Source organism: Sunxiuqinia rutila, from assembly GCF_050589705.1.
GTDB lineage: Bacteria > Bacteroidota > Bacteroidia > Bacteroidales > Prolixibacteraceae > Sunxiuqinia > Sunxiuqinia rutila.
The window spans coordinates 236,820-263,605 of record NZ_JBNGOT010000003.1 but is presented as its reverse complement, the minus strand read 5'-3'; the positions used below and the strand labels follow the sequence as shown (position 1 = coordinate 263,605).

At 44.2% G+C, this 26,786-nt stretch carries 22 protein-coding genes; 10 read left to right on the top strand and 12 right to left on the bottom strand.

The features are described from left to right. Positions 1-25 precede the first annotated feature (25 nt). The 4 genes from ACRD6K_RS04800 to ACRD6K_RS04785 form a co-directional block, all read right to left on the bottom strand. Entirely contained in the window at positions 26-262 is a 237-nt protein-coding gene (locus ACRD6K_RS04800) for a hypothetical protein (RefSeq protein ID WP_430972279.1), read from the bottom strand. A gap of 49 nt (positions 263-311) precedes the next feature. Further along, positions 312-539 carry a putative signal transducing protein gene (locus tag ACRD6K_RS04795; protein WP_299582193.1) on the bottom strand — a complete coding sequence of 76 codons (228 nt, stop codon included), beginning with the start codon at positions 537-539 and terminating at the stop codon, positions 312-314. 217 nt (positions 540-756) lie between these two features. After that, positions 757-1,923: an MraY family glycosyltransferase gene (locus tag ACRD6K_RS04790; protein ID WP_299582196.1), complete on the bottom strand. Its 1,167-nt coding sequence runs from the start codon at positions 1,921-1,923 to the stop codon at positions 757-759. A 253-nt stretch (positions 1,924-2,176) separates the two neighbouring features. Beyond that, on the bottom strand, positions 2,177-3,085 hold the full coding sequence (locus ACRD6K_RS04785; RefSeq protein WP_430972278.1) for an SMP-30/gluconolactonase/LRE family protein: 909 nt from the start codon (positions 3,083-3,085) through the stop codon (positions 2,177-2,179). A gap of 90 nt (positions 3,086-3,175) precedes the next feature. Between ACRD6K_RS04785 and ACRD6K_RS04780 the strand changes: the two genes are divergently transcribed. Beyond that, positions 3,176-3,820 carry a DUF2490 domain-containing protein gene (locus tag ACRD6K_RS04780; protein WP_430972277.1) on the top strand — a complete coding sequence of 215 codons (645 nt, stop codon included), beginning with the start codon at positions 3,176-3,178 and terminating at the stop codon, positions 3,818-3,820. Between the two features lie 67 nt (positions 3,821-3,887). On the opposite strand, the gene ACRD6K_RS04775 is transcribed toward ACRD6K_RS04780, so the two are convergent. From ACRD6K_RS04775 to ACRD6K_RS04765, 3 genes are all read right to left on the bottom strand, one after another. Beyond that, positions 3,888-5,969, bottom strand: a complete 2,082-nt coding sequence (locus ACRD6K_RS04775; RefSeq protein ID WP_430972276.1) for a TonB-dependent receptor — start codon at positions 5,967-5,969, stop codon at positions 3,888-3,890. A gap of 301 nt (positions 5,970-6,270) precedes the next feature. Continuing rightward, complete coding sequence (locus tag ACRD6K_RS04770) at positions 6,271-7,548, bottom strand: replication-associated recombination protein A (RefSeq protein ID WP_430972275.1); 1,278 nt, start codon at positions 7,546-7,548, stop codon at positions 6,271-6,273. Between the two features lie 97 nt (positions 7,549-7,645). Continuing rightward, positions 7,646-9,571 carry a tetratricopeptide repeat protein gene (locus ACRD6K_RS04765; RefSeq protein ID WP_430972274.1) on the bottom strand — a complete coding sequence of 642 codons (1,926 nt, stop codon included), beginning with the start codon at positions 9,569-9,571 and terminating at the stop codon, positions 7,646-7,648. Between the two features lie 233 nt (positions 9,572-9,804). On the opposite strand from ACRD6K_RS04765, the gene ACRD6K_RS04760 reads away from it, so the two are divergent. Beyond that, positions 9,805-10,377, top strand: a complete 573-nt coding sequence (locus ACRD6K_RS04760) for a DNA-3-methyladenine glycosylase I (protein WP_430972273.1) — start codon at positions 9,805-9,807, stop codon at positions 10,375-10,377. Between the two features lie 94 nt (positions 10,378-10,471). Here ACRD6K_RS04760 and ACRD6K_RS04755 read toward each other — a convergent pair whose 3' ends face one another. Together ACRD6K_RS04755 and ACRD6K_RS04750 are read right to left on the bottom strand one after the other, a co-directional pair. Beyond that, positions 10,472-10,708 carry a CDGSH iron-sulfur domain-containing protein gene (locus ACRD6K_RS04755; RefSeq protein ID WP_430972272.1) on the bottom strand — a complete coding sequence of 79 codons (237 nt, stop codon included), beginning with the start codon at positions 10,706-10,708 and terminating at the stop codon, positions 10,472-10,474. A gap of 59 nt (positions 10,709-10,767) precedes the next feature. Then, positions 10,768-11,598, bottom strand: coding sequence for an NHL repeat-containing protein (locus tag ACRD6K_RS04750; RefSeq protein ID WP_430972271.1), 831 nt, complete (start codon positions 11,596-11,598; stop codon positions 10,768-10,770). A 78-nt stretch (positions 11,599-11,676) separates the two neighbouring features. Here ACRD6K_RS04750 and ACRD6K_RS04745 point away from each other — a divergent pair, with 78 nt between their 5' ends. From ACRD6K_RS04745 to ACRD6K_RS04735, 3 genes are all read left to right on the top strand, one after another. Next, on the top strand, positions 11,677-12,801 hold the full coding sequence (locus tag ACRD6K_RS04745) for a lactonase family protein (protein WP_430972270.1): 1,125 nt from the start codon (positions 11,677-11,679) through the stop codon (positions 12,799-12,801). 121 nt (positions 12,802-12,922) lie between these two features. Next, positions 12,923-14,335, top strand: a complete 1,413-nt coding sequence (locus ACRD6K_RS04740) for a PQQ-dependent sugar dehydrogenase (protein WP_430972269.1) — start codon at positions 12,923-12,925, stop codon at positions 14,333-14,335. A 254-nt stretch (positions 14,336-14,589) separates the two neighbouring features. Next, positions 14,590-15,057 (top strand): Lrp/AsnC family transcriptional regulator, encoded by a 468-nt coding sequence (locus tag ACRD6K_RS04735; protein WP_299582230.1) that lies wholly within the window; start codon positions 14,590-14,592, stop codon positions 15,055-15,057. On the opposite strand, the gene rlmB is transcribed toward ACRD6K_RS04735, so the two are convergent. Then, positions 15,048-15,806: a 23S rRNA (guanosine(2251)-2'-O)-methyltransferase RlmB gene (gene rlmB / locus ACRD6K_RS04730; protein ID WP_299582233.1), complete on the bottom strand. Its 759-nt coding sequence runs from the start codon at positions 15,804-15,806 to the stop codon at positions 15,048-15,050. The genes ACRD6K_RS04735 and rlmB overlap by 10 nt on opposite strands. Positions 15,807-15,808: 2 nt before the next feature. Then, complete coding sequence (locus ACRD6K_RS04725; protein WP_430972268.1) at positions 15,809-17,758, bottom strand: ABC-F family ATP-binding cassette domain-containing protein; 1,950 nt, start codon at positions 17,756-17,758, stop codon at positions 15,809-15,811. A gap of 238 nt (positions 17,759-17,996) precedes the next feature. Here ACRD6K_RS04725 and rlmD point away from each other — a divergent pair, with 238 nt between their 5' ends. Both rlmD and yaaA read left to right on the top strand, forming a co-directional pair. Beyond that, a complete protein-coding gene (rlmD, locus tag ACRD6K_RS04720; RefSeq protein ID WP_430972267.1) occupies positions 17,997-19,406 on the top strand; it encodes a 23S rRNA (uracil(1939)-C(5))-methyltransferase RlmD in 1,410 nt (469 codons plus the stop codon). Between the two features lie 50 nt (positions 19,407-19,456). Next, positions 19,457-20,224: a peroxide stress protein YaaA gene (gene yaaA, locus ACRD6K_RS04715; protein WP_430972266.1), complete on the top strand. Its 768-nt coding sequence runs from the start codon at positions 19,457-19,459 to the stop codon at positions 20,222-20,224. A 37-nt stretch (positions 20,225-20,261) separates the two neighbouring features. On the opposite strand, the gene rfaD is transcribed toward yaaA, so the two are convergent. Further along, on the bottom strand, positions 20,262-21,227 hold the full coding sequence (gene rfaD / locus ACRD6K_RS04710) for an ADP-glyceromanno-heptose 6-epimerase (RefSeq protein ID WP_430972265.1): 966 nt from the start codon (positions 21,225-21,227) through the stop codon (positions 20,262-20,264). A 299-nt stretch (positions 21,228-21,526) separates the two neighbouring features. Between rfaD and folE the strand changes: the two genes are divergently transcribed. The 3 genes from folE to ACRD6K_RS04695 all read left to right on the top strand — a co-directional run bounded on the left by folE (position 21,527) and on the right by ACRD6K_RS04695 (position 26,491). Further along, entirely contained in the window at positions 21,527-22,150 is a 624-nt protein-coding gene (gene folE, locus ACRD6K_RS04705) for a GTP cyclohydrolase I FolE (protein WP_299582248.1), read from the top strand. Positions 22,151-22,399: 249 nt separating this feature from the next. Beyond that, positions 22,400-23,230: a hypothetical protein gene (locus ACRD6K_RS04700; RefSeq protein ID WP_299582251.1), complete on the top strand. Its 831-nt coding sequence runs from the start codon at positions 22,400-22,402 to the stop codon at positions 23,228-23,230. Positions 23,231-23,323: 93 nt separating this feature from the next. Continuing rightward, a complete protein-coding gene (locus ACRD6K_RS04695; protein ID WP_430972264.1) occupies positions 23,324-26,491 on the top strand; it encodes an ATP-binding cassette domain-containing protein in 3,168 nt (1,055 codons plus the stop codon). Positions 26,492-26,786: the final 295 nt, after the last annotated feature.

Sequence of the window (26,786 nt, the reverse complement as noted above, 5' to 3'; positions counted from 1 at the left end):
CGGCTTCTGATTCGTACGGTGTATTTTAAGATCTTGAATTGGTCTCTTCCGGGGCTTTTGGGGTTCCCTGCAATTCTTTAAGCCTCTTTCTCAAACGATTCATTTCCAGGCTGCCAATTACAAAATGGGCAATCAGCCCATAATACATGAGTTCGCTTCCATAGGGATAATGTTGTATTTTGAATATCACTCCAGCTAAAATGCTAACGGTAGACAAGACCAAAAGCACATGCATTAGCGTGTCGGTTAGTTGTTTATTCATAATTCTTGGGTTAATCTGATTTGTCGTTTTTCGAATGTGTTTTTTGTAACTATTCCTTAAAATTCTGAAGAATCGGTTCAGCCTGCTCCAGGTCTCGTTCTTGAATGTACAAGTCAACGGCGTTGGGCGTGCTAACTCCAAATCCGGCGGCAATCCCTGATTGAAAGTCGTTACGGATAATTGCCGGAATGCCGATGTCTTCCAGCTTAGCTTTCAGTAGTACAACCGAAACCTGGCTCCCGGTATAAACAGGAATGAGTTGATCTTCATTTTTCATGATGACTTCATTTTTTTATTGTTTTCCAATTTAGGAATTATTGCCCAGAAAGAGGCCTCGGAACGAAACTATTTTAATATGGTAAATTATACCAATTGAACGAAACTGGATTCGTATTCGGCAAGAAGTGCCTGTTTGTGAAATAAAAAAAGGAGACTTTTGATGGCCTCCTTTTGATTGATATGAAAGAATTGTTGTTTGTTTGATTTCGCTTCTTTTACACTTTCAATAGTTTCTTTTTAGAGAGTTTGCCTGGCTCTTCTGCGACTTTTGTGCCAAGTGGCAGCAAACGAATAATTTTGCTGGATTCTTCTTCTGTTGCTTTTTCCTGGTTTTTCTGGTATTGTTTTGATTTGTAGTTGAGCCAACCGATGGCTGAAAAACTCATGCTAAGCAAAAGGATGAAGCTGACAGAAATATTGATATACAGCTGAAAAGTCAAGGCCAGCAAGGCAAACAAAGCCGTGTAGCCAATCAGGAAAGCAGTGGCTGCAATATGCGACAATCCGGCTTTAATCAGCAAGTGGTGAATGTGATTGTTGTCGGGTGAAAACGGCGACTTTTTATGGTATATACGCACGGCAAACACCCTTAAGGTATCCGTAATCGGAACAATTAGCATGGCTACAACAAATAGCGGCGCCTGCTGAAAATGAAACGGATTGGCCGTGAGTACATTTAGTTCGTTGAATTTAATCATGATGGCTCCCAGCAAAACACCTAAGATAAGCGAACCGGTATCGCCCATAAATATTTTATTGCTGTTTCCCCAAAGGTTAAAGCGCAGGTATGCTAGTAGACTAGCTGCAAGTGCAGTACTGATAATGGCATAGCCAATAAAGCCTGTCATATAAAACCAGACACCGACCGTAGCACTCACCAGTACGCCAATGCCGGCAGCCAGCCCGTCAATTCCATCAATTAAATTGACGGCGTTAATCAAAAACAGGAACACCATAATTGACAATGGAATACTTACCCAGGGGCTGAATTCGCTGATGCCTCCCAAACCGTAAGCTTGCGTGATTTGGAAACCACCGAGCACCACCAGAAGGGTGGACGCAGCAATTTGAACCATCAGTTTTTTACGGGCTGAAATGATGAGCAAATCATCTTTTAAACCGGTAAAAAACATCATGATGATGGCGGCGTACAGAAAACGTAGCTCTGTTAAACGAATGTTGGGAAGGAAAACCAGTGTACTAATGTTTACCCCAATAAAGATGGCCACGCCACCCAATGTTGGAATGACCGTTTTGTTCAACTTGCGTTGATCGGGCACATCCATTAGGTTCTTAGCTTTTGAAACCCTGACAATGGGCGGAATGACAGCGTAAGTAATAATAAAACTAAGAATGATGTTTGATAAAAGAGTGATACTCACAGAGTTTAGTTTTGAAATTAGTCGTCACAAAATTAATAAATTAATTCAATGGGCATTATATAAAGTAGTTTATTTCATGAACGGCATGTTTTAGGGGGGTAAATGACCGCTCCCGACTCATGAACGATCATTTTGGGAAAGGAATTTTCGGTGGGCTTAGCAGAAATTCATACAAGTATGCCATCAACCCTTTTCTATTTGTTTGGCAGTAAAAAAGGAGTAATTGTCTTGCTTTCAGAATAATCGCCAGTGCTTAATGGACACCCTGAACTTTCATGCTGAGTTTGTAAACAGAAGTGCGGGCTGTGATAAACAGTGTTTTTTGGTTTTTTCCGCCAAAGCAAATATTGGCAGGCTGCTCGGGAACCGCAATTTCACCAAGTTTTACTCCGTTACGAGAGTAAATTGAGACTGTTTTATTGGTCAGGTAAACATTGCCTTTATCATCGATAGTCATTCCATCCGATCCTTCAGGAGCAAAAAAGCTTTTGTTGGTCAGGCTACCATCTTCCTGTATGGTATATTGCCAGATTTTTCCATCCTGAATATCGGCAACGTATAAGGTTTGGCCGTCGGGCGTTCCAACAATTCCGTTGGGCATTTTAAAACCGCTTGCTACCCGTTTTATTTCCCCTTCAGGAGATACCCGGTAAACAGCCCGTTCATCTTGCTCCTGTTGCTGCCCTTCGGGCCACCAGGGGCGATGGTAATAACTATCGGTGATGAAAATAGTACCATCGGGATGAATCCATAAATCATTGGGGCCGTTGAGGTGCTTGCCGTTAAAACCATCGGCCAATACTGTTTTGTTGCCCTGCGCATCAATACGAATCAACTTATTCCGGTAGTCGGCACAGGCTACCAAGTGGTCATTCTGATCGAAGTACAGTCCGTTAGCTCGTTCACCGTCTACCGGGAACGTGCTGATTTCATCCTTTTCGTTCCAGATGTAAACTTTATTGTTGGGCTGATCCGTAAAGTAGATTTCCCCTTTCGAGTTGACAGCAGGGCCTTCGGTAAACGAAAAGCCCGAAGCTACTTTTTCCAGCACTGCCTTTTGCTTGATCAATGAGGCTAAGGAGTTTGCCGGTTGAGCCGTTGCTGATGATCCGGACAGCAGCACAAACAAAAGCAGGAAGACAAAGGGGATGATTGTTTTCATAGTATTAAGCTTGAAATGATTTCTGCTTACGAATATATCTAATTTTAAACGAAAGCTTATCTTTGCGGGCTGAAAATGAGAGGGAGAAAAATGGTTAGAAAGCTTATTGTTTTTTGTTTGTTTCTTTTGGGTAGTCAAGCGCTGTTTGCTCAGGAAGAACGGGATTTTTATTTGTGGCAGGAAACCGGATTTGGTTTGAAGTTGGATGAAAACTATACGTTCAGTTTTAAAGCAAAAGTTCAATATCGGGCCAATGACAATTTTCGCGATTTTACTTATGTGGATTTTACCGTTTCGCGACGAATGAACCCATGGCTTAACCTGGGGCTTTCTTTTCGCGGAGCAGAAATTGGAAAGCTGAGCGGAAATATCCTCGAGTATCGTCCTCAGTTTCTGACAGGCGTGCATTACAAATTCGGGAAAGTGAACTGCAAAAGTACGAACCGGATTGAATACCGTACCTTTAGCAAAGGCAAAGCACATTTTCGGTATTACCACAACATCTTTATTCATTTCCCTTCTTTTCCGGGGTGTCCCAAACCATATATTGGTGAAGAATTATTTACCAAACTCAATAATGAGCGACTGTATTTGACTCGTGTGTATGGTGGTTTGCATTTGTTGGAGCTTGACATTCTTAAAGTTGATGCTTATTACGTTTGGCAGGAAACAAAACGTAACGGCCAATGGAGGCCCTCCGATGTATTAGGCCTGAACCTTAAATTCGTGATCTAGGCCAGATTGCTACTTTCAAAGAAACCATAATCAAGATATCATTTCGCAGAGGCGTTGGTTTTGTACCTTAGAAAAGGTAGGTCAGTTTCAGTCGAAAGCTATAGTTTCGAGGTGCGCCCGGATAATAGTAGCGTGGAGCATTTCCGCCAAAAGAACTGGCATTAATCAGGACCATCGAACCATAATGTGTATCGGTGAGGTTGTTTATGGCAAACAATGCTTTTGCCTGCAAATTGCCCCATGATTTTAAAAATTGAAGGTTGGCGTTCAGTAGCCCGTAAGCATCCGAATAAACCGAATTGTCATCGCGCAAAGGGATTTTGCCCACTTGCTGATAATGCAGTTGAAGATGGGCCCATTGTTTGAAACTGAAGTGGTAACCCCAATTGGCTTGGTAGCGCGGAGTTCCGGTCAGTTTCTTTTCTGAATAGTCGTTTTCACCATCTACAAAATCCACAAAATAATAGGGCGAATAGCTTCCGTTGGCCGTAAGCTGGTGTTGGATAAATGTACCCATTGTTGGAAGTTTGAACTGCAGGTAGTATTCAAACCCGGGATGAGTCGTCTTTCCGGCATTCACTCCCAGGTAGGCATCTTCGCCAACGCGCCGGGCAACCAGCAGGTTTTTTATGGCCATAAAATAGGCTGAAACGTCGTAATAGAACTGGTCAAATAAATGCCCCCGGCTGCCCAACTCATAATTCCATCCTGTTTCCGGCTGAATATCCGTGTTGCGTCCTCCTTCGGGAAGCAGCGTCTCTTCGAGGCTTGGCGGCGAGAACCCATGGCTCATCTGTGCATAAAGGTTGTGGTTTTGGCTGAGGGTATAGTTGATGGCCAACCGTGGCGAAAGTACTGCGTTGAAGGTGTGTTTGCCCGACTGTTCACCACTTGTTTCCAGAAGGTTGGTATAGTCGTAATGTGTTTTATTCAGATTGAGTCCGGCAGAAAACCGCAGTTGGCTGGTCAGCAGGTAATCCACCTGTCCGAAAAAATTGAGGTATTTGCGTTTTTCCTGATTGTCAGACAGAATTTCATCGGTAGGCTCATTGTCTGCATTTTTAAAGGTGCTCCAGTCGTAGTCTTCCCAAAAGCTTTCGTTGCCTAGCATCAGCTTCCAGCTTCCTTGGCGGGTTCGAATTGTTTTTTCAAGCACGACCCGACCGCCATAATAACGACTTTCTTCCGTCAAGAAATTGAAAGGGCGTAATTCATCAGCGGCTCTGTTTTGCCCAAACAGGCTGACGGTCGATCGCCAGTTGTTGCTCCATTCCGACAGGAGGGAAGTCCCCATCAGTGTTTTTTGGTAGTCTTCATATCCCCGGATAGCCGCCCAGTTGGGAGCAGCGCTTTGTGGGTTTTGCTGAAAAGTTTCCCAATCCAGTGAGCTCGGAATATAGCCTTTCAGGTCGGTATGGTTTACCAAAAAGTTTAGTTCGTGTTTTCCAATTTCAAACCGTCCTACATAGTTCAGGTTAACCCGGTCGGTGGCATTGTTGTCGCGATAGCCAGCCGAGTTCAGCTTCTCAATGGCAAGTTGGCTGCTGTTCTTTTCTCCGGTCAGAAAAAGGTTTCCGTTAAACTCCTGGGTTTGGTACGAGCCCAGACCGTAATCAACCACAAAGCGGTTTTGTGTTGGGTGAATCGCCTCAAACAGCAGCGTACCTCCTAAGCCTGCACCATAAAAGCCCGAAGCAGGGCCTTTTATGATTTCAACACTGGATAAAATTGACTGGTTTAAATCTTCGACTGAGGTTTCGCCCACACCGTTGGTTAGCGGAATGCCAGCATAGTAGGCCCTGATTTTATTCGAACCATAAGGCGTGCGGCTGCCAATGCCTCGAATAGTCAGTCGATTGGTGGTCAGGCTGGCGCTTTGCATGTAAACGCCGGGCACTTGGTTCAATACAAAATCAATGGATTGCAGGGCATTTTGCTCCAGCTGTTTGGCCGAAAGAATGGAAATGGCTGCCGGCACTTCTTGCAGCTTTCTTTCGTAGTGAAAAGCATGCACGGTGACTTCATCAATCGAAAAGACAGAATCATTCAGCAAACTAGCTGGTTTTTGCTGCCAGGTGTCCTGAGCATGTGAAAAATAAGACTGAAAAATAAAAACCAAGGCCGCGAAGGAGAGAAGCCATTTTTTCATAACAGGCTATTTGATTTTTTTTGGTTTACAAACTTTACTTTCCTTTTTGGCTTTCAGTAGGCACTTTTTACAATAATATTTTGGATTTTCAGGTTCTTCATAATCCTTCTTTTTGCACGCTGTTTTTCCCATTGGTTGAATTGTCTTGGACTGTCTTTTTTCAGAAAAACAACCGATTTGTCGAATTGTTTTTAGCGTGTTGGCATCTTGCCCTATTTCAGCATTAACCGAGCTCCAGACAATTACTCCCAGCCGCTTTTAATACTGCTGAGCCTTCGCGAAAACGAAGGTTGCAAAAGGGCTATCGTTCAAAACGTTTGCCCCACCAGGCTTTCAGGCGTTCCCTAATTTTTAGTTCCGAAGCATTTTGTTGCGGACGGTACAAGCGTTCCTTCTTAATCTGTTCAGGTAGAAAATCCTGTTCAGCAAAGTTCCCCTCATAAGCATGGGCATATTTGTATTCTTTGCCATAGCCCAACTGTTTCATCAGCTTGGTTGGGGCGTTTCGAATATGCAGCGGAACCGGTAAGTTGCCGGTTTGTTTTACCAGCTGCTGTGCCATATTAATAGCTTCGTAAGCCGAGTTACTCTTTGGGGAGGTAGCCAGGTAAATGGTGCATTCCGATAAAATGATGCGAGATTCGGGCGGTCCGATTTTATGAACGGCATCGAAGCAGCTTTGGGCTAGCAACAAAGCATTGGGATTGGCCAGGCCGACATCTTCTGCGGCTGAAATAAGCAGCCGACGAGCAATAAATTTGATGTCTTCACCTCCTTCAATCATGCGGGCCAGCCAGTATACTGCAGCATCCGGATCGCTTCCTCGGATACTTTTGATAAAGGCCGAGATGATATCGTAGTGCATTTCTCCGTTTTTATCGTAAATGGCCGAGTTACTTTGCAAACGGTCGGTGACCTTGTCGTTGGTGATGACAATTTTGGGACCTTCTTCGGCCAGTACCACCAGCTCCAGAATGTTGAGTAGCTTGCGGGCATCACCTCCGGAAAAACGAAGCAGCGACTCGTACTCTTCAATCACAATGTCCTTCGTCTTCAGATCGGTGTCTTTCTGAATAGCCAGATCCAGAATCTTAATGAGTCCTTCCTTGTCCAGGTGTTGCAGCACATAAACCTGGCAACGCGAAAGCAGGGGCGAGATGACCTCAAAAGAAGGGTTTTCGGTGGTGGCGCCAATGAGCGTAACCGTTCCCTGTTCCACGGCTCCCAGCAGTGAGTCTTGCTGCGACTTGCTAAACCGGTGAATTTCGTCGATGAACAAAATGGGGTTGGGGTGATTGAAAAACTGCTGTTTACGGGCTTTATCAATCACATCCCGAACATCTTTAACCCCCGAATTGATGGCACTAAGCGTGTAGAAAGGCCGGTCAAGGGTATTGGCAATGATTTTGGCCAGCGTGGTTTTGCCAACGCCCGGAGGTCCCCATAAAATGATGGAAGAAATGTTGCCTGATTGAATCATTTTACGCAAAACAGCTCCTTCACCAACCAGGTGGTCCTGTCCAATGTAGTCATCCAGTTTTTTGGGACGCAGTCGTTCTGCAAGTGGAGATAAACTCATTAATCTATGCTTTAAAAAATGTTTGCCGCAAAGTTACTTCGTTTTTCTTCTCGGCGCGCTTTGGTCGCCCTTTATTCTTTTTAACCGCTGCAAGTGGTTAGTTACAATAGCGTTTGATGATGTTGTAAGCATCCTGAATTCCCAGCTCTCCGGCTTTACTTAAGTCGCTGGCACCACCCTCCAGTTCATCAAGGTAGATCTTGGTTAACCCACGGTTAAAGTAAGCCTCTGCAAAGTCGGGCTGCAATTCGATGGCTTTATCGAGGTTGCGAATGGCTTCCTGGTAACGCCCTAGCTTACAAAGAATATAAGCTTTGTTGTAATACGCAAAGGGGAAGTTGGGATCGATAAACGCACAAACCTGGTAGTCATCCAGAATTGTTTCGTAGTCATGAATAAACTCTTCATGCTGACTTTGGGCATTGTTCGAAGTGCCTACAGGGATTGTTAAGTCTTCTGAAAAATCGGGCAGCGACTCCAGCAACTGAACCATCTCTGTGCGGCAGTTGGCCCGGCTGAAATGAGCCAACGTATTTTTCTCATCCAGTTCAATGGCTTTGTTGAAATCATCCATTGCATCGCTGTACTCTTTAACCAGAAAACGGAAGATTCCGCGGTTCAGAAAGTGTTCGGCGACTTCATTGGTTTTTATTTTTTCGTTGAAGTACAGGATGTTATTTCTGAAGTATTCTTCAAAATCAGCGTTCTCGCTATTGCTGATTGTCATTTGTGGGGTGTAGTTGTTGAAACGGTTCAACTCTTCCAGCGACAGGTTATAATACTGCAGCCTGTCGTAATCCACCTTGTTTTGGCTGTATGAGGAGATCACAAAAATATCCTGTAATTCAATGATGATATTTCGGTTTTGAATTCGTCCGTCTTCAATTTCCTCGTCTTCGTCGGTTGGTAGGTTACGTGTGTCTGCCAGCGAGAGCCGGAAACGGCGTCGGTCGCGTTGTTCCTGGGTTTCCTCTTGCTTTTCCTCTTTTTTTTGCTGGGTGTTGGGACGTTGAGGCGTTTGGGCCGGCGGTTTTTGCTGGGTGTTTTGTGCTTGTTGTTGCCCGGCTGAGGTTGAGTGCTGTTGGCCTTGAGATGCTTGTTGCTGTTGTGCCAAGGCATCTTCTTCCAGTGCACGCTGCCGGATGTTTAAGCGCGGATCAAGCTTGGCAGCCACTTGGTAATCTTGTTCAAATCCGGGCTGTTCCAGAATCTCTTTGGCAATTCCCCGGTTAAAATAGGCATTCGGCAAAGTGGGGTTGATCGACAAGGCCATGTCATAATCCATAATGGCACCCTGGTAACCTTCCAGCCGCTGCTTCACGATCCCCCGGTTGTTGTAGGCATAGGCATTTTGCGGATCCAGTTTGATGGTTTGATCAAAATCGCGCAGAGCCGCTGCAAAATCTTCCAGCTCAAAACGGGCCAGTCCGCGCAGCAGATAAGCATTGGCGTAGTGCGGACGGATGATGATGGCACGGTTCAAATCGCGAATAGCTTCTCTAATATCGCCTTTCAGGATGTTGGCATTGCTTCGGTTGATGAACCCATTGATGAAATTGGGGTTAAGCTCCAGGGCTTTGTCATAGTCGGCAATGGCTCCGTCAATATCTTTTAGCGAAAGTTTGGCAATCCCCCGGTTGTTGTAAATCGCTTCATTGTTCGGATCCAGTTCCAGTGCCCGGTTGTAATCATCAATGGCAGCATCGTAGTCTTTCAGTTCAAGGTAAGCCAGCCCGCGGTGCATAAATGCGTTGGGGTAATAGGGCTTGATACTGATAGCTGTGTTGTAGTCTTTTATAGCCCCCCTGAAATCTTCCAGCTGGTGTTTGGCCACTCCGCGATAATAATAAGGTTCAGGCAGTTGGGGTTTAAATTTGATAACAATGTTAAAGTTTTCAATGGCTCCAACATAGTTGCCAATCTGGATGCGGGTTTGTCCTACCCGAATATAGTGGCTGATGTTTAATTGACTAAACGCCAGATTTGAAAGCAGTAAAAATAAGAGGGATAACTTGATTTTCATCGATTAAGTCTTTACTTGCAAAGTTGAAAGATGTGTCTGTTCTCTTAAGCTCCTGGTTTGTTTGCTCTCAGTGCTTTGAAGGAGTCACATCCGCACGCTTTGGTTTAGTTGTTTTATACTGAAGCCGATTCTTGCAGCGCAATTTACAAAGAGCAAAAATAATATTTAAACCCGGATCACTTTGTTTTTCGTATTTTTATTCAAATTTTGAATTTTTTACAAAAATTAGACCAATGAAACATCGTTGCGACTGGTGCCTGAATAATGATTTGTACATCGACTACCATGACCAGGAGTGGGGAGTCCCTGTTCATGATGACCGGCAGTTGTTTGAGTTTTTGTTGCTGGAAGGCGCACAGGCCGGATTGAGCTGGCTGACGGTGCTACGCAAGCGCGAAAATTATCGCAAGGCCTATGATGATTTTGATCCGGAAAAAGTGGCTGCTTATGGTGATGCTAAAATGCAGGAACTCCTGCAAAATGAAGGTATTATCCGTAACCGGTTGAAAGTGGCAGCCAGCGTTACCAATGCCCGGTGTTTTTTGGAAGTCCAAAAGGAGTTTGGCTCATTTGACAAGTATATCTGGTCGTTTGTTGATTTCAAGCCGATCGTGAATCATTTTGAAACTCTGGCTGAGCTTCCTGCCAAAACCGCTCTGTCCGATTTGATTAGTAAGGATCTGAAAAAGCGGGGCTTCAAGTTTGTGGGATCTACCATTGTTTATGCGCACATGCAGGCTACCGGCATGGTCAATGATCACTTGGTGAGCTGCTACCGTCATGCCGAACTGCTTGGCGCGAAATAGTTGCTTTTACTTTTTGAGGAAAGTGAATTGTCCCAAAGCAGCCTGCCTGATCTTTAAAATTCCGTTAGACTGCTTTGGGATTTATGCTGCATTTTTACAGGTCGTTGTGCGACCCATCGCAAAAGGGAGGGTTGCTGGTTTGTTTGCAGCGGCACCAAAAAACCGATTGTACTTCTTCAATTTTGACTTCTTTAGGCGTGAATTCACTGCCTTTGTGTGAGCCGTCACAAAATGGTTGGTTGTTGCTTTTTCCACAGGCACACCAGTAGTAGGTTCCCGGTTGCATTTCCATCATGATCGGACTTTTTGCGGCTATTTTTCCTTTAGGCATAATTTGTTGTTTTTTTGAGTTCGTTGGTTAATTTGACTTTGGGATTAGCCATCAAGGTATCATTTTTCAATCTTATACGCAACCACTTGGTTGTCGAAAAAGGTTGGCACCAACAGCAGGTTTAGTTCCTTGGCAAAAAACACATCGGCAGTATTGATTTTATCCGCTGTTGAATCCCAAAGTTTGGTTAACTGTCCATCTTCCAGGTAGAAAATGCGTCCGGGCCAGTTGGAAAACACAAAGTTGCCTTCATTGTCTTTTTCCAGCCCGTCAACGCCCTGACAGTCGGTTTGCAACGTGCTCAACTTTTTACTTTTAACATCGGCCACCTGAATTTTCTGAGAGCCAATGTATAGCTTCCCATCTTCGGTGTACAGACCATTGATCCCCTCCAGCTCATCTCCTTCTTTCCAAACCTCGAACTTACCGTTTGAGAGGGCATGGATTTTATTGGTCCGGCTGTCGCTTACAAAGATGGTTCCGTTGCCACAGGCGGCAACATCATTCAGGAAAATGGCTCCCGGAGCCGGATAGCGGTTGATTATTTTTGCTTTGTCGATATCAATTTCAACCAGTTCGTCGATGTCCGAAACATAAAGTTTACCTTCGAAGACGGCCATGCCCTTTGGGGCACTCAGGCCTGTTACCCATTCCATTTTTTTGACCGTTCCATCGGGATTCAGCTGACTGATGAACCCGTTACCATCTTTTTCTGACGGGTTGTCATTGATGTTGGCCACATAAATCAGGTCATTGTTGGAATCATAATAAACCGATTCAGGAGTTTTCATGTTTGGGCCTGTGCGCCAAACTTCAACCAATTTTTGGCTGTAACTATTCAGTGAAAAAAATAAAATTAATACACCGATAAATGTTTTTTTTAGGTTCATTTCTGTTATTTTAAAGTTTAATTCTAAATCATTTAACAAGGCATTGGACCATTTAGTTTGACTTCAAAAAATATCTCTATGAAAAATTCACTGCTGTTTATTGTGTTGATAACCATTTTATTGGTTTCGTGTAATTCACCCAAAGAAACCCTCTTGTATGTTGGAACCTACACTGGAGGCGATAGCGAAGGAATTTATTGTTACCGTTTTGACAGCGAAACCGGACAGCTGTTGTCGAAATTTGTGACTCCCAATCGCGAAAATCCCTCATTTTTGGCTCTTTCGCCAGATCAAAACTACTTGTATGCGGTTTCGGAGGTGAAGGAAAGCCCGCAGATTGATAGTGGTTCGGTAACCGCTTACCGGATTGGGAAGTCGGGTGAGCTTGAAAAATTAAATCAGAAAGCAACAAAAGGGTATCACCCGTGTCATGTGACGGTTTCGCCCGATGGCAGGTTTGTGGTAGCTTCCAATTACAGCAGTGGTAGTTTGAGTTTTTTTCGGGTAGAAAACGATGGCCGGTTAAACGACTCGTTTCAGCAAATTCAACATGTTGGTTCGGGGAAGGACTCGATCCGGCAAACTGCGCCTTATGCGCATTCTGCCTTATTTGACTCTTCCGGCGAGCTGTTGATCTCAGCAGATTTGGGAACCGACAAGCTGGAGTTTTACCGGTATGATAAAGGTGCCGGGCAGTTTGAACCTGCCGAACAGGCTTATGTGGCCATGACGTCAGGGGCAGGACCCCGTCATTTCGCTTTTGCTCCTGACGGGCAGTTCATCTATGTGATGAACGAGTTGAATTCAGAAGTGAGTGTTCTGGCAAAAGATGGCGAAACGTTTGAGCGGATTCAAAGTGTGTCGGCTTTGCCTGAGGGCTTTGAGGGAATCAGCTACGGAGCTGATATTCATGTGAGTGCCGATGGGCAGTTTGTGTACAGTTCAAATCGTGGGCACAACTCCATTGCTGTTTTTTCCAGAAATGATGATGGCACGCTGAAGTTGCAGGAAACAGAGCCAGTTCAGGGAGACTGGCCACGTAATTTTGCGCTGTCGCCTGATGGACGTTTTCTGTTGGTAGCCAATCAGAAGAGTAACAATGTGAGTGTCTTTCAGGTGGATCCGGCAACCGGAGCGCTTAGCTATACCGGGCAAAATCTTGAGATTCCGGAACCTGTTTGTTTGACGTTTTGGGTAAAATAAGTTCGTAGTGCGGGTATAGCTTGATTAATATCAACTAAATAGTCCTGAAAATTGCAACAAAAGCACTAACTTTTTAGGCCAATTGTTGTTGGGATGAATGAAAACTTAAAGCGCTAAAAAAATGAATCAAAACGTACCTAAATTTTCTGTTTCGTTGCTTGCTTTGCTTTTTTTGTTTGGAAGTTGCTCGGTGGGCAACGGCCAGCACAGCGAACAGCAGATGAAACAGGCTGCAGAAAATTATCAAAACTACTGTGCCGGATGTCACGGCAATCAGCTTGAAAAATTTGAAGATAAAGACTGGATGTATGGCGAAGACAATGTCGCCATTGTTCACAGCATTACTTTTGGCCAGGAGGAAATGGGGATGCCGGGCTTTGAAGCCACCTTTTCCACCGAAGAGATTTCGGCACTTGCCGAATATGTGAAGGCAGGTATTCCGGAGGATAAAGCAAGCTTGAAACCGGCTCTCTCCGGCAATCAAGTGGTGAAGTCTGAAGTGCAAAACTTTTTGGTTGACACAGTGGTCTCCGGTTTAGCAGTTCCCTGGGGCCTGGAGTTTCTTCCCAATGGCGACTTGTTGATTGCTGAGCGCTCGGCAAAGCTTTTCCGTTTTACCAATGATGAGTTGCAGGAAATATCCGGCTTGCCTGAAATTATGGTGAAAGGGCAGGGGGGACTGATGGACCTGGAGCTGCACCCTGATTATGAGGAAAATGGCTGGCTCTATATTTCATATTCCGGCTATGCCGATGATAACCGCGAGGAAGGTTGCACCAATGTGATGCGTGCCCGGCTTAACGGAAATCAGCTGGTAGATCAGGAAGTTATTTTTAACGGAACGCCTGATTCCAACAAGGGGCATCACTGGGGCTGTAAGCTGGAGTTTGACAAGGATGGCTATTTATTTTTTGGCATTGGCGATCGCGGAAGCCGTGATGTAAACCCACAAAGTTTAAGTAATCACAGTGGTAAGATACACCGGATTTATGATGACGGAGCTATTCCCGAAGACAACCCATTTATCGATACGCCCAACGCCATGCGCAGTATTTATTCGTACGGACATCGCAATCCTCAAGGTACTTGCATGGATCCGGAAACTGGCGAGATTTGGGAAACAGAGCATGGCCCACGTGGTGGCGATGAGCTGAACCTGATCAAGCCCGGACGGAATTATGGCTGGCCTGTCATTTCTTATGGAATCAATTACGATGGAACCACTTTTACCGAGCTGACCGAGAAAGAGGGGATGGAGCAGCCGGTAACTTATTGGGTACCGTCCATCGCTCCTTGCGGAACCACTTTTGTGAAAGGAAACCGGTATGAAAACTGGAAAAACAATATTTTGGTTGGCTCGCTGCGTTTTATGTATGTTGAGCGCGTGGTGATGGAAGGTGGCGAGGTTACGCATCAGGAAAAACTACTGGAGGGAATTGGCCGTGTTCGGAATGTGGAGATGAGCCCGGATGGCTATGTTTATGTGGCGATTGAGAACCCTGGAAAAATTCTAAGGTTGGTGCCTGTCCTTTAGTTGAAGATCATTTTAGATAGATTCGTATAGATGAAAGGCTCCCAATTATGGGAGTCTTTTTTGTTTGGAAGAATTGATCAGTCGTGGGCATCTTATTCCTTTGGTTTGCCTTGCTTGAGAATGGATTTTGCAAAGGTAGTTCCGTGAGTTTGAAACGGTTTATTTTCATTTTGAATGATTGGGCACCTGTAATTAAACTATCTGCTAAAAAATGCGTACTTTTGGGCGCAATAAATTAAGTCAGAAGATAGAATATGACACTACGAAACAACTTGGACCAGATTGATTTACACATTCTGGACATTATAACTAAAAATGCACGGATTCCTTTTAAGGATGTTGCTGCAGAGGTGGGGATCTCACGTGCTGCTGTTCATCAACGCGTCAACCGGATGATTGAGATGAAGGTGATAACCGGTTCGGGCTACCACATTGATCCGAAGAAGGTGGATTACAAAACCTGCACTTATGTGGGGGTGTTCCTTGAAAAGGGAGGATTTTACGAAGATGTTGCCAAGCAACTTCAGGATATTCCGGAAATTGTTGAATGCCACTATACCACGGGGCAGTACGCTATTTTTGTAAAAGTGTATGCCCGTGATAATGAACACCTCAAAGAGGTTTTAAGTGACAAGATGCAGAAAATTCCCGGAATATCAAGTACGGAAACTTTTATTTCCTTGGAAGAAACCTTTAAGCGTCAGGTGCCGATTCATGAATGATGAAGCCGCTGCCTGACAGCTTCATAGACCAATAAGCCGGCTGCGACAGATACATTTAACGATTCGATCTTTCCAAGAATTGGAATTTGGACCTGCGCATCGGCTAAATTCAAAATTTGCTTTTCAATTCCCCGCTCCTCTGAACCCATCACAATGGCTGTTGGCCCCGTCAGGTCGGCTTGGGTATAGTTGTCTGATGACTTTTCCGTGGCAGCCGCAATTTTCAAACCGGATTCCTTGAGGAAAAGGACACTCTTCTTCAGGTCTTTGGTTCGGCAAATAGGCACCAAGTGCAAGGCGCCGGCTGATGTTTTTACTGCATCGGCGTTGATTCGGGCCGCACCTTTTTCAGGAATCAGAACCGCATCCACTCCGGCGCATTCAGCCGTTCGTACAATCGCTCCAAAGTTTCGCACATCTGTCACCTGATCAAGTACAAGAATCAATGGGTTTTTACCGGCCTCAAACAGCCCGGGCAGGAAATTCTCCACATCATAAAATGTTACCGGCGAAATAAAGGCCAATACGCCTTGGTGGTTTTTGCGGGTAACCCGGTTGATCTTTTCCTGAGGAACATATTGAAACGGAACCTGGTTTTCTTTGATTTTTTCGAAAAGTTCCTTGAACAGCTCTCCGCCTAATCCTTTTTTGATCAGTATTTTTTCAACTTCTTTTCCTGAGTCGATGGCTTCAATAACGGCACGGATGCCAAAAATAAAGTCATCGGTATTTTTTTGTGGTCGGTTCATGTTTACCATGTTTTTTGTAGTTTCAAAGATTCATATTCCTCCAGGTTGGCTTCCCATTCGTGCATCACTTGCTCCAGCCTGGTTTTTAACTGATCGTATTGTTCAAAAATGTCGGAATCGTTGATGTTTTCCGGTTGAGCCATTTTTAAGTCGAATTCTTCCAGCTTAGCTTCCATCTCGGTGATGGTTTCTTCTGCCTGTGCAATTTGCTTTTCCAGCCGGCTGATATTTTTGTTGATCTCTTTACGTTCTTCGTAGCTCAGTTTATTTTCAACAGACTGCGTTTTTTCTTTCTTGTCAGCAACCGGATTGCTTCGGTCTTTGCGCTCCAGTTCCTTCATGGAGTCCAGCTTTTTTCGGCGCAGAAACTCGTAAATGCCTCCGAGGTGTTGTTTGATCTTTCGGTCTTTAAACTCGTAAATACAATTCACCAGGCCATCCAAAAATTCCCGGTCGTGCGATACAACCAAGACAGTTCCTTCATAGCTGGCCAAAGCCTGCTTGAGCATTTCTTTTGAGCGGATGTCGAGGTGGTTGGTCGGTTCGTCCATCACCAGAAAGTTCACTGGTTCCAGCATCAGGCGGATCATGGCGAGCCGCGAGCGTTCTCCACCGGAAAGCACTTTCACTTTTTTCTCAACATCTTCGCCCGAAAACATAAAGGCACCAAGGATATCCCTGATTTTTGTCCGAATATCGCCTACGGCAATCTGGTCGATGATTTCCAGAACAGTCAGGTTTTCATCCAAACGTTGAGCCTGATCCTGTGCGAAATAGCCAATTTTCACATTGTGGCCTATTTTCATGTTTCCCTGGTATTCCAGTTCGTTTAGAATGATGCGGGCCAGGGTTGTCTTTCCTTCTCCGTTTTTACCCACAAAGGCTACTTTTTCACCCCGTTCTATCATCAGGTGAATGTCATCCAGAACGAGCAAGTCCCCGTATTTTTTGGTCAGGTGCTTGCATTCAGCAACGATGGTTCCGGAGCGTTCGGGCGGCTGAAAGCGAATATTCAGGCGCGAGTTGTCTTCTTCTTCAATCTCAATGCGATCCAGCTTTTCGAGCATTTTAGTCCGCGATTGAACCTGAACAGCTTTGGTTGCTTTGTACCGAAAACGCTCAATAAACTTTTCGGTGTCTTCAATCAGTTTTTGCTGATTTTTATAGGCAGCCAGCTGAGTTTCGCGGTTTTCTTGCCGTAAAATAAGGTAGCGCGAGTAGTTGGCTTTGTAATCGTATATTTTTCCCAGTGAAATTTCGATGGTCCGGTTGGTTACGGCATCCAAAAAGGCCCGGTCGTGCGAAACCAACACTACCGCTCCGGGATACACTTTCAGGAAGTCTTCCAGCCATTGAATGGATTCAATGTCAAGATGGTTGGTCGGCTCATCCAGAAGGAAGACATCCGGCTTTTTCAATAAGATTTTGGCCAGTTCGATTCGCATTCGCCAACCTCCGCTGAATTCCGATGTCGCTCGTGTAAAATCACTTCGCTTGAATCCCAGCCCCAAAAGGGTTTGTTCAATTTCCGCTTCAAAATTAACCCCGCCAACCAGGTGGTACCGATCGTTGAGTTCGGTAACCTGCGTAATCAGGTTCATGTATTCGTCCGACTCGTAATCCTCGCGGGTAGAAATTTGATGGTTGATGTGGTCAATTTGGTTTTTAATTTGAAGGATTTCATCAAAGGCGGTTTTGGCCTCTTCAAACACGCTTTGGTTGTCCGCAACATTCATGTGCTGGGGAAGGTAACCTACCCGGATGTCTTTGGGTACAACCACCGAGCCTTCGCTGGGAAGCTGATGCCCGGCAATCATTTTTAACAGGGTGGATTTTCCCGCCCCGTTTTTCCCGGCCAGACCAATCCGGTCCTTGGGGGTGATTAAAAACGAAATCTTTTTTAATAGCTCAAATCCGCCAAAACTGACAACTAACTGATCAACTGAAATCATAATTATTCGAAAATTGAGGTGCAAAGATAAGACAATCCCGCTGAAAATTTCGGTTTATTCTGTTTCGCTGTACAGAGTGGGCTTACTTCCATGTTTTTTGGAGAGTAATCCTCCTTCAAACAAAGGCTTCATCCACGAACTTTGAGAGGTTTTCCGGGGATTCTGCTCAAGTCTGCAAAGAATCCAAGCTTGGAGTGTCATTCATTTTTCTATTTTTGCAGAAAATATAGATGAGATCATGGGACGAAGCCGCAGAAAAAAGCCTTTTTATGAGCAAGTTACAATAACGGATATTGGTGCTGAAGGGAAAGCCATTGCACGTGTAAATGAGAAAGTTGTTTTCACAACCCACGTTATTCCGGGTGATGTTGTTGACCTACAGGTTACTAAAAAACGTAAAAGTTATGAAGAGGCCCGGGTAATGCACGTGCATGAAAAATCAGCCGACCGTGTCGAGGCTTTTTGTGCTTACTTTGGAATTTGTGGAGGTTGTAAATGGCAGTTTTTACCGTATGAAAAGCAGCTTTTTTACAAGCAGAAACAAGTCGTGGATCAGCTTCAACGGCTGGCACGGGTGGAGTTGCCTGAGATCATGCCCATCATGGGATCGTCAAAAGACACCTTTTATCGGAATAAACTGGAGTTTAGTTTTTCAAACAAACGCTGGATGACCAAGGACGAGATGGATGCCGAAGAAGAGCCTGAAGCAATGAATGCGCTGGGCTTCCATATTCCCCGCATGTTCGATAAAATTGTGGATGTTGAAAAGTGCTGGCTGCAGCCTGATCCGTCGAACCAAATCCGCAACTTTGTTCGGGCTTATGCCTTGGAGCACGGATTGGCGTTTTTTGATATCCGCAACCAGGAGGGCTTTCTTCGCAACATGATTGTACGTACCGCTTCAACGGGTGAAACCATGCTGATTCTGGCTTTTTACCAGGAAGATGTTGAAAAGCGGGAAGGTTTGCTGAACGCCATTGCTTCGGAATTTCCGGATTTAACTTCGCTCATGTATGTGATCAATACCAAAGGAAACGATACCATTACCGACCAGGAGATTATTACGTATCGTGGGCGCGATCATATTTTTGAGGAAATGGAAGGGCTACGTTTTAAAATAGGGCCCAAAAGTTTTTATCAAACCAACTCAGAACAAGCCTACGAATTGTATAAGGTAGCCCGCGGTTTTGCGAATCTGACTGGTGATGAGGTGGTGTATGACTTGTACACCGGCACAGGAACCATCGCTAATTTTGTGGCATCGAAAGCCAAAAAAGTGGTGGGCGTGGAGTATGTACCGGAAGCCATTGAGGATGCCAAAATCAATTCTGAAATTAACGGTATTGACAATACTTCTTTTTATGCAGGCGACATGAAGGCTGTGTTAAATGAGGCGTTTATTGCTGAAAACGGGCAGCCGGAAGTAATCATTACCGACCCGCCAAGAGCCGGAATGCACGAGGATGTGGTTAAAACCATCTTAACGGTTGCTCCGCAGAAAATTGTTTATGTTAGTTGTAATCCGGCGTCACAGGCCCGCGACCTGGCTCTGCTGGACGAGAAATACCAGGTGGTGAAAATTCAGCCGGTGGATATGTTCCCACACACGCATCACGTGGAAAATGTGGTTTTACTTGAGCTGAAATAGCTAAACATTTTGATTTTTGGCTTGTTTTAAATGCACAAAAAACTGAAATTATGCTCATACTTATTTCTCCAGCCAAGTCCTTGGATTTTGAATCCAAATCGGTAACCGATAAATATTCACAGCCGGTCTTCTTAAAAGAAGCCCGGCAAATTAATAAGGAACTGAGGAAGCTTTCGCCCAATGATTTGTCTCAGTTGATGAGCATTTCGGATAAGCTGGGAGAACTTAATTTTGAGCGGAATCAGACCTGGAAAACACCGTTCACACCGGACAATGCCAAACAAGCCATATTGGCTTTTACCGGCGATGTGTACCAGGGGCTGGATGCCAGTCATTTTTCTGAGAGGGATTTTGAAGTGGCTCAGGAAAAAATTCGGATTCTTTCCGGGCTTTATGGTGTGCTAAAACCGCTGGATTTGATTCAGCCTTACCGACTGGAAATGGGTACGAAATTTGGCATTGACGGCGGTACAAACTTGTATGAGTTTTGGCAGTCAAAAATAAGTCAGGCCATCAATAGCGAGTTGAAAAAAAATACTGGTGTGCTGGTTAACCTGGCTTCAAATGAATATTTCAAAGCTGTTGATCCGAAAAAAATCGAAGGGGAAATTATAAGCCCGGCCTTTAAGGATTTGAAGAACGGGAAGTACAAAATCATTTCTTTCTACGCCAAAAAAGCACGTGGTTTAATGAGCCGTTTTATCGTGCAAAACAATATCTCGAATCCGGAAGACTTGAAAGCTTTCGATCTTGATGGTTATTATTTCAACAACGAACTTTCCAAAGGAAAAAACTGGGTGTTTACACGCGATCATTAAGCCGTTTGCGTAGTCAAATTTGTTTTTTGAAAGGGGGTTAGTAACAGAACTCAGCTCTCAGAAACGCATTGATGTATTCCTCAATTGCATTCTCTAAAGCCGTAAAAGGTTTGTTATAACCTGCTTGTCGAAGTTTGTCGGTTTTTGCACAGGTGTAATACTGGTAATTGTTGCGAATATCCGCAGGCGTGTCCACAAACCGGATTTGCTCCTTTACGTTCATCGCCCGAAATACGCATTGCGTTAAGTCGAGGAAACTGCGGGCAACTCCGGTGCCTACATTGTAAATGCCGGAAGAAGTTTGCTTGTTCATGAAATGCAGAATGACCTGGGCCACATCTTCAACGTAAATAAAGTCTCTGGCTTGCTCTCCATCGGCATAATCGGGATGGTGCGAGCGAAAAAGCGTCATTTCGCCTGTCTCACTTATGCGCTGAAACGCTTGGTAGACGACCGATGCCATGCGCCCTTTGTGGTATTCGTTAGGGCCAAAGACGTTGAAAAACTTCAATCCAACCCAAAACCGGGGAGCTTGCTTTTCCTCCAAAGCCCACAAGTCAAAATCGTGTTTGGACTGGGCATAGTAATTTAAGGGTTTAAATCGGCTGGTCAGACTGTGTCGGTCATCAAATCCCAATTCCCCATTTCCGTAAGTTGAAGCTGAAGAAGCATAAATCAGCGGCAAATCAAATCGAATACAGCTGTTCCAAATTTGTTTAGAGTATTCCAAATTGAGTTGGGTGTAGATTTCTTCTTCCTGTCCGATGGTGTCGGTGCGGGCGCCCAGGTGAATGATGTGTTGAACTTGCGCGTGGTTGTTTTCAAGCCATTTGAAAAAATCATCCCGGTCAATCAAGCGGGTGTAGGTTTTCGAAATGTAGTTGGATATCTTCAGCGGATCGTTAAACTTGTCGACTAAAATGAGGTCTTCATAGCCTAACTGGTTGAGTTTTCCAGTTAAGTAACTTCCAATAAATCCTGCAGCTCCGGTAACAACAATCATAGGGCAAAATTAGTAATACGCTTGGTATGTTTAAAAGTCAAACTTAAGAAATGTTCAAATATTGCCACGTTTAGCTGAAATAATATTTATTGTCTGGGCATTCTGACGAAGCATGTTTTTGGAACAGCTAAAATCCAAGGCAATTGTTTTTTTCAATTGGGTTGTTGGGAGCGGAAATGTTATTGTTCCTTAGCATTGGGCTGGTTTGTCAAACGATAGCAGGTAATTTATAAGATAAGTTTATACTTTTGTCTAATGAACTGCGACAGGCAACCGGCCTGTCATCTCGAAATATTAACATGGAAGAATCATTTAACGGAAAAGAAAGCGGGTACCAACGGATTGAAAAGTTTGATGGTCCGAGTACTGAGAAAATACGTGATCATTACCGGGAGATCATTGGTTTGCTGGGAGAAGATGTTAGTCGGGAAGGCTTGGAAAAGACGCCTTTGCGGGTAGCTAAAGCGATGCAGTTTTTGTTACAGGGGTATGAGCAGGATCCTGAGGCGATGCTTCGTTCGGCAATGTTTAAAGAGAACTACCAGCAAATGGTTATTGTGAAAGACATTGAAATTTATTCGATGTGCGAACACCACATGTTGCCTTTTATTGGAAAAGCTCATGTCGGCTACATTCCGAACGGCTACATTACCGGGCTGAGTAAAATTGCGCGGGTTGTTGATGCCTTTTCACGTCGCTTGCAGGTACAGGAGCGCTTAACCTTGCAGATCAAGGAGTGTATTCAGGAAACGCTGAATCCGTTGGGGGTTGCTGTGGTAATTGAAGCGCAGCACCTGTGCATGCAAATGCGGGGAATTCAAAAGCAGCATTCCATAACAACAACCTCTGATTTTACGGGGGCCTTTGAACGCGTGGCAACGCGTGAAGAATTTATCAAGCTGATCAGCTCGAAGCTTTCGTAAGCTCTTGTTTGTTAAGCTCAAGGTTGTGTGTTTGGCCTGAGTCCTCCATTTGACGGCTGGTTGAAGATGTATCGGAAGAAGGCTAAGGGCGCATTATTTAACTGAAAAATCATTGTTAATTCATACAACTACGAGCAATTTTATATTATTTTAGCTTAAAATTTTAAAACGAGTTTTTTTTGAACTTGTGTCGCCAAGAAGAACAGGCTTTAATAAGAAGAAAATAACGTATAATTAAAAACCATAAACATGAGAAAAACAAGAACATACAAATTTGTTTCTTTAGCTATTTTTTCAGGCTTGATTGCCTTCGGATTTAGCTCGTGTACCGGCAGCAAAAAGGATAAAAAAGCAGATCCGAAGGTTGTTGAGGAGACGATTAAAGAAGAAATTGAAGAATATTCATATCCCATCGCTTCAGCTTTCGACGTAGCCAATATGCTAAACGAAATTGAGGCCAGCTACATTGTCGGAATTTCCAGCGATCCGGAAAAAGCAGGCAGCTACTTTTCAGAAAAAGAGCGGGCTGTTAATTTGGGGGTTTATACGGCTGACCTGGCTTATGCTACAACTTACAACCAAAAGTCAGATGTTCAGGCTTATTTTAAAGCCAGCGAAACCTTGGTGCGCGAGTTGGATTTAACTTCGGCTTTTGATGAGGATTTGGCCGATAAAATTGAAGCCAACCTGGATAACAAAGACCAATTGGTTGAAATTATTACCGACATGTTTCAAAACGCTTATTCGTATCTGAACCAGCAAGGAAGAACGGAAGTTTCATACCTGGTACTTTACGGAACGGTGATTGAAGGTTTGTATTTGACCACACATATTTCAGAAAATACCTTCCAGAATCCAAAATTGATTGAGGCCATCCTGTTTCAAAAAGAGCCTTTGTTGAAGTTGGAAAACATGATGAAAACATACAAAGATTCAGAGTTGTTAGCTGATGTTTATGCTGATATTGTTAGCATAAACGCTATTTACGCCTTGGAGGAAGGAACTACATCGATGACTAAAGAGCAAGTTGTTAAGTTGACCGAATTGTTAACTTCGGTAAGGGCAAAGTTTGTGCAGTAACGCTTTTAACTTGTAAAAATACAAAACGGGTTTTTGTTGTTCCGCTATTGAATCAGGAATGCAGAAATCCGTTTTTTCATAAACTATGGGCTTATGTATGAAGGAATCATTGAAACGCTGATCAGGTTATTTGCGATCATTACAGATTACCACGATGAAGAATCTAAAAAGAATTCATCGGATTTGGTCGGATCGTTTCTTCATGAGAATTTTAATCGCGAACTGGTTGAAATATATCATAAGCATTACCTCGAGTTTGTTGAACACTACCATATCACCAATCGGGACATTCTGTATGAGCAGCAGGGCAATGGCCGGAAAATAATCAATAAGGCTTACCTCAGTCAGATTTGTGACGACATTGTAGGCCAGTTTGATTTGGGAACCCGGTTCATGATTGTTGCCCAGCTGCTGAATTTCATCCGAAAAGAAGGGGGATTTACGCTTGATGATTTAAAAACAGTCAACCTGGTTGCCCGTGGACTCAAAATCAACCCGAAGGAGTATGATAACCTGTATCGCTTCTACCTTTATTCCATTCAACGGGTAAAGGACAAGTCTTGTCTCTTTGTGGTAAACGGCAACGAAGAGTATCATGACAAGGAAATTAAACACCTGTTTCGTGAGAACCAGCAGGTCGAGCTGGAGTTAATTCGTATAGCCAGTATCAATACGCTTTTTTTCAAGTATTGGGGACCACGAAACCTTTACATGAACGGACACCGGCTGATGCAGCACCGGCTGTATGTATTTCCTCCCGGGGCTATTCTGAAAACTTCCCGGATTATTCCCATCTATTACAGCAGTGTGATGACTCGCTTTATTCAGGAAAAGGGGAAACCCCGAATTGTACTGAATGTTGAAAATATTGAATACCGCTTTAGCCGAAAGAATTATGGCCTTCATCCGCTGAGCTTTCAGGAGCGTTCGGGTGATTTAGTGGGTATTTTGGGTGGAAGTGGAGTAGGGAAGACCACTTTGCTGAACGTACTCAATGGCAAACTGAAACCCAACAGCGGAACGATCACCATCAATGGATACGATTTGCATGATCCGCGCAATGAGGAATTGCTGAAAGGGGTGATTGGTTACGTTCCGCAGGATGACCTGCTGCTGGAGGATTTGACCGTATACAAAAACCTGGAGTTTAACGCCCGTTTTTGTTTTGGCGATCTGAACGATGAGGAAATTGAAGCCAAGATTGATCAGGCCTTGAACGACTTTGATTTGGTGGAGGCCCGTGACCTGGTTGTGGGTAATCCGCTGAAAAAAATATTGAGTGGCGGACAGCGTAAGCGTTTGAATATTGCCCTTGAGTTGATGCGCGAACCGGCCATTTTGTTTGTCGATGAGCCAACTTCGGGTTTATCGTCTGCCGATTCGGAAAAGGTGATGTTTTTGTTGAAGAAGCAATGCCTGAAAGGCCGGTTGGTGTTTGCTAATATTCACCAGCCTTCGAGCGACCTTTATAAGTTGTTTGACCGCATGATTGTGATGGATAAAGGCGGACGTGTGGTTTTCTTTGGTAATCCCATGGATGCCATTACGTACTTTAAAAATCAAGCGAGTTATATCAATCCGGATGAAAGTGAATGCTTGAGCTGTGGTAATGTGAAGACAGAACAGCCTTTGCGCATTATTGAAACCCGGATGGTGAATCCGTTCGGGAAAAGTATTCGTCGGCGTAAAATATCACCTGAAGATTGGTATGAGCGCTATAAGAAACATGTGGAGCCGCGGGTGATTGATTTCATGAAGACGAATCCGGCTGAAAAGGAAGTTTTCCCGGAGGTTCATTTTAAAATTCCGGATTGGTTTAGTCAGTTAAAATTGTTTATTAAGCGTGACTTTGAGACCAAGCGATCGAATAAGCAGTACCTGGCTATTGCCTTGCTCGAAGCTCCTATTCTGGCAGTAATTCTTGGTTTTTTCTCTAAGTTTTCGGCCGAAAAAATTTACTGGCTGGGCAATAATGATAACCTGCCGGCTTTCTTATTTATGAGTGTGGTCGTGGCTTTGTTTATTGGTTTAAGTATAAGTGCTGAAGAGATCTTTAAAGACCGAAGGATTCTTAAGCGGGAAGAATTCCTGAACCTGAGCCGTGGAGCCTATATTTCATCCAAAATAATCATCTTGTTTCTGATTTCGGCCATTCAGGTGTTGTCCTTCGTGCTGATAGGGCACTACATGCTTGAAATACGGGATCTCACCTTTTCCAATTGGGCCATTTTGTTTTCCACGGCCTGCTTTGCCAACTTGTTGGGATTGAACTTATCGGCGGGCTTAAATTCAGCGGTAGCTATTTATATCCTAATTCCGTTGATGTTGGTTCCACAACTGTTGCTTAGTGGTGTAATTATTGATTTTAACAAGATGCACGCTTCCTTGAGTAGCTATGATCGCACGCCTGTGATTGGCGATGCGATGGTGTCACGATGGTCGTATGAGGCGTTGGCGGTGAATCAATTTAAGAACAACGCTTATCGTAAGGAGTTTTTCAGGGAAGAACAGGACAAGAATGATTTGGGATTTAAGGCTTATTATTGGGTGCCCGAGGTTGGCAAATACCTGGAAGCCTATCGACGTTTGACCCAGCAGCATGATGAGGAAAAAGCAGCTTCTTTAGTCCCTTTGCTTAAGAATTCCTTTGGGGATTTGATGGAGGAAGTTGGGCCTCAGAATGACTCGGTACCGATGGCCTTTGCCACTCTTGGAAGTTCGGAATTTACACCCAGACAGGGAGCAGTTTTGGATCGTTACCTCGACCACTCGCAAGAAAATTACAAGCAGGAATATGCCGATAAGTCACGGGAACTGGAACATAAGTACCAGGAGTTAGCCGATCGCTTTGATGGCGACAAAGAGCAGCTGAATGCTTTTCGCATGCGCTATTCCAATAAAAAACTGGAAGCCTTGGTTCGGGATAAATACAGCACGTACAAAACTTATTTGTTCAATAATCGGATTTATCAGGGCGATGAGCCGATATTTCGCAGGCCGGTTCATGACAATGGAGCTGCTCATTTTTATGCCTCGTATAAGTTAATCGGCAACTGGCGGATTGATACGATTGTATTTAATATTGGGGTAATGTGGCTTCTGACTTTTGTGTTGATGGTAGCCCTTTATTTCGATGTCTTGCGCAAAGCGCTGACTTACGTTGAGAACTGGCGACTGGCACGTCAGGCACGTTTGCGCGACAACATCTTCTACAATCCAATGGCTTTTATGAAAGGCGACCGGAAAAAGAGACAGAAGTAGCCTTTATTAGATAAAACGAACTTAAAAGAAGCAGGGATGATTTTCATTCCCTGCTTCTTTTGTTTCCGGGCTATGGTGGAACCGAATAGAATTAGAAGGGTGATTTGCTTGCAGGTGTCTTTATGCAAGCTTAAGGTTTTTTACAGGTATGTTATGCGAATTACTTTGGAATCTATGTATGAGGATTGTGCTGCATGGGGGATGTTTGGCAGCATAGATGCCGGATTTGTGGAATTCTTCAAAACTGTTAAGGCGGGAGGTGATTTAGCTTGGTCTAGGGCAAAAAAAAAAGAGT

Excerpts from the sequence above, each read along its gene's own strand:
- ACRD6K_RS04800 (WP_430972279.1), bottom strand. The coding sequence starts at position 262 with ATGAATAAACAACTAACCGACACGCTAATGCATGTGCTTTTGGTCTTG.
- ACRD6K_RS04795 (WP_299582193.1), bottom strand. The coding sequence starts at position 539 with ATGAAAAATGAAGATCAACTCATTCCTGTTTATACCGGGAGCCAGGTT.
- ACRD6K_RS04785 (WP_430972278.1), bottom strand. The coding sequence starts at position 3,085 with ATGAAAACAATCATCCCCTTTGTCTTCCTGCTTTTGTTTGTGCTGCTG.
- ACRD6K_RS04780 (WP_430972277.1), top strand. The coding sequence starts at position 3,176 with ATGGTTAGAAAGCTTATTGTTTTTTGTTTGTTTCTTTTGGGTAGTCAA.
- ACRD6K_RS04775 (WP_430972276.1), bottom strand. The coding sequence starts at position 5,969 with ATGAAAAAATGGCTTCTCTCCTTCGCGGCCTTGGTTTTTATTTTTCAG.
- ACRD6K_RS04770 (WP_430972275.1), bottom strand. The coding sequence starts at position 7,548 with ATGAGTTTATCTCCACTTGCAGAACGACTGCGTCCCAAAAAACTGGAT.
- ACRD6K_RS04765 (WP_430972274.1), bottom strand. The coding sequence starts at position 9,571 with ATGAAAATCAAGTTATCCCTCTTATTTTTACTGCTTTCAAATCTGGCG.
- ACRD6K_RS04760 (WP_430972273.1), top strand. The coding sequence starts at position 9,805 with ATGAAACATCGTTGCGACTGGTGCCTGAATAATGATTTGTACATCGAC.
- ACRD6K_RS04755 (WP_430972272.1), bottom strand. The coding sequence starts at position 10,708 with ATGCCTAAAGGAAAAATAGCCGCAAAAAGTCCGATCATGATGGAAATG.
- ACRD6K_RS04750 (WP_430972271.1), bottom strand. The coding sequence starts at position 11,598 with ATGAACCTAAAAAAAACATTTATCGGTGTATTAATTTTATTTTTTTCA.
- ACRD6K_RS04745 (WP_430972270.1), top strand. The coding sequence starts at position 11,677 with ATGAAAAATTCACTGCTGTTTATTGTGTTGATAACCATTTTATTGGTT.
- ACRD6K_RS04740 (WP_430972269.1), top strand. The coding sequence starts at position 12,923 with ATGAATCAAAACGTACCTAAATTTTCTGTTTCGTTGCTTGCTTTGCTT.
- ACRD6K_RS04735 (WP_299582230.1), top strand. The coding sequence starts at position 14,590 with ATGACACTACGAAACAACTTGGACCAGATTGATTTACACATTCTGGAC.
- rlmB (WP_299582233.1), bottom strand. The coding sequence starts at position 15,806 with ATGAACCGACCACAAAAAAATACCGATGACTTTATTTTTGGCATCCGT.
- ACRD6K_RS04725 (WP_430972268.1), bottom strand. The coding sequence starts at position 17,758 with ATGATTTCAGTTGATCAGTTAGTTGTCAGTTTTGGCGGATTTGAGCTA.
- rlmD (WP_430972267.1), top strand. The coding sequence starts at position 17,997 with ATGGGACGAAGCCGCAGAAAAAAGCCTTTTTATGAGCAAGTTACAATA.
- yaaA (WP_430972266.1), top strand. The coding sequence starts at position 19,457 with ATGCTCATACTTATTTCTCCAGCCAAGTCCTTGGATTTTGAATCCAAA.
- rfaD (WP_430972265.1), bottom strand. The coding sequence starts at position 21,227 with ATGATTGTTGTTACCGGAGCTGCAGGATTTATTGGAAGTTACTTAACT.
- folE (WP_299582248.1), top strand. The coding sequence starts at position 21,527 with ATGGAAGAATCATTTAACGGAAAAGAAAGCGGGTACCAACGGATTGAA.
- ACRD6K_RS04700 (WP_299582251.1), top strand. The coding sequence starts at position 22,400 with ATGAGAAAAACAAGAACATACAAATTTGTTTCTTTAGCTATTTTTTCA.
- ACRD6K_RS04695 (WP_430972264.1), top strand. The coding sequence starts at position 23,324 with ATGTATGAAGGAATCATTGAAACGCTGATCAGGTTATTTGCGATCATT.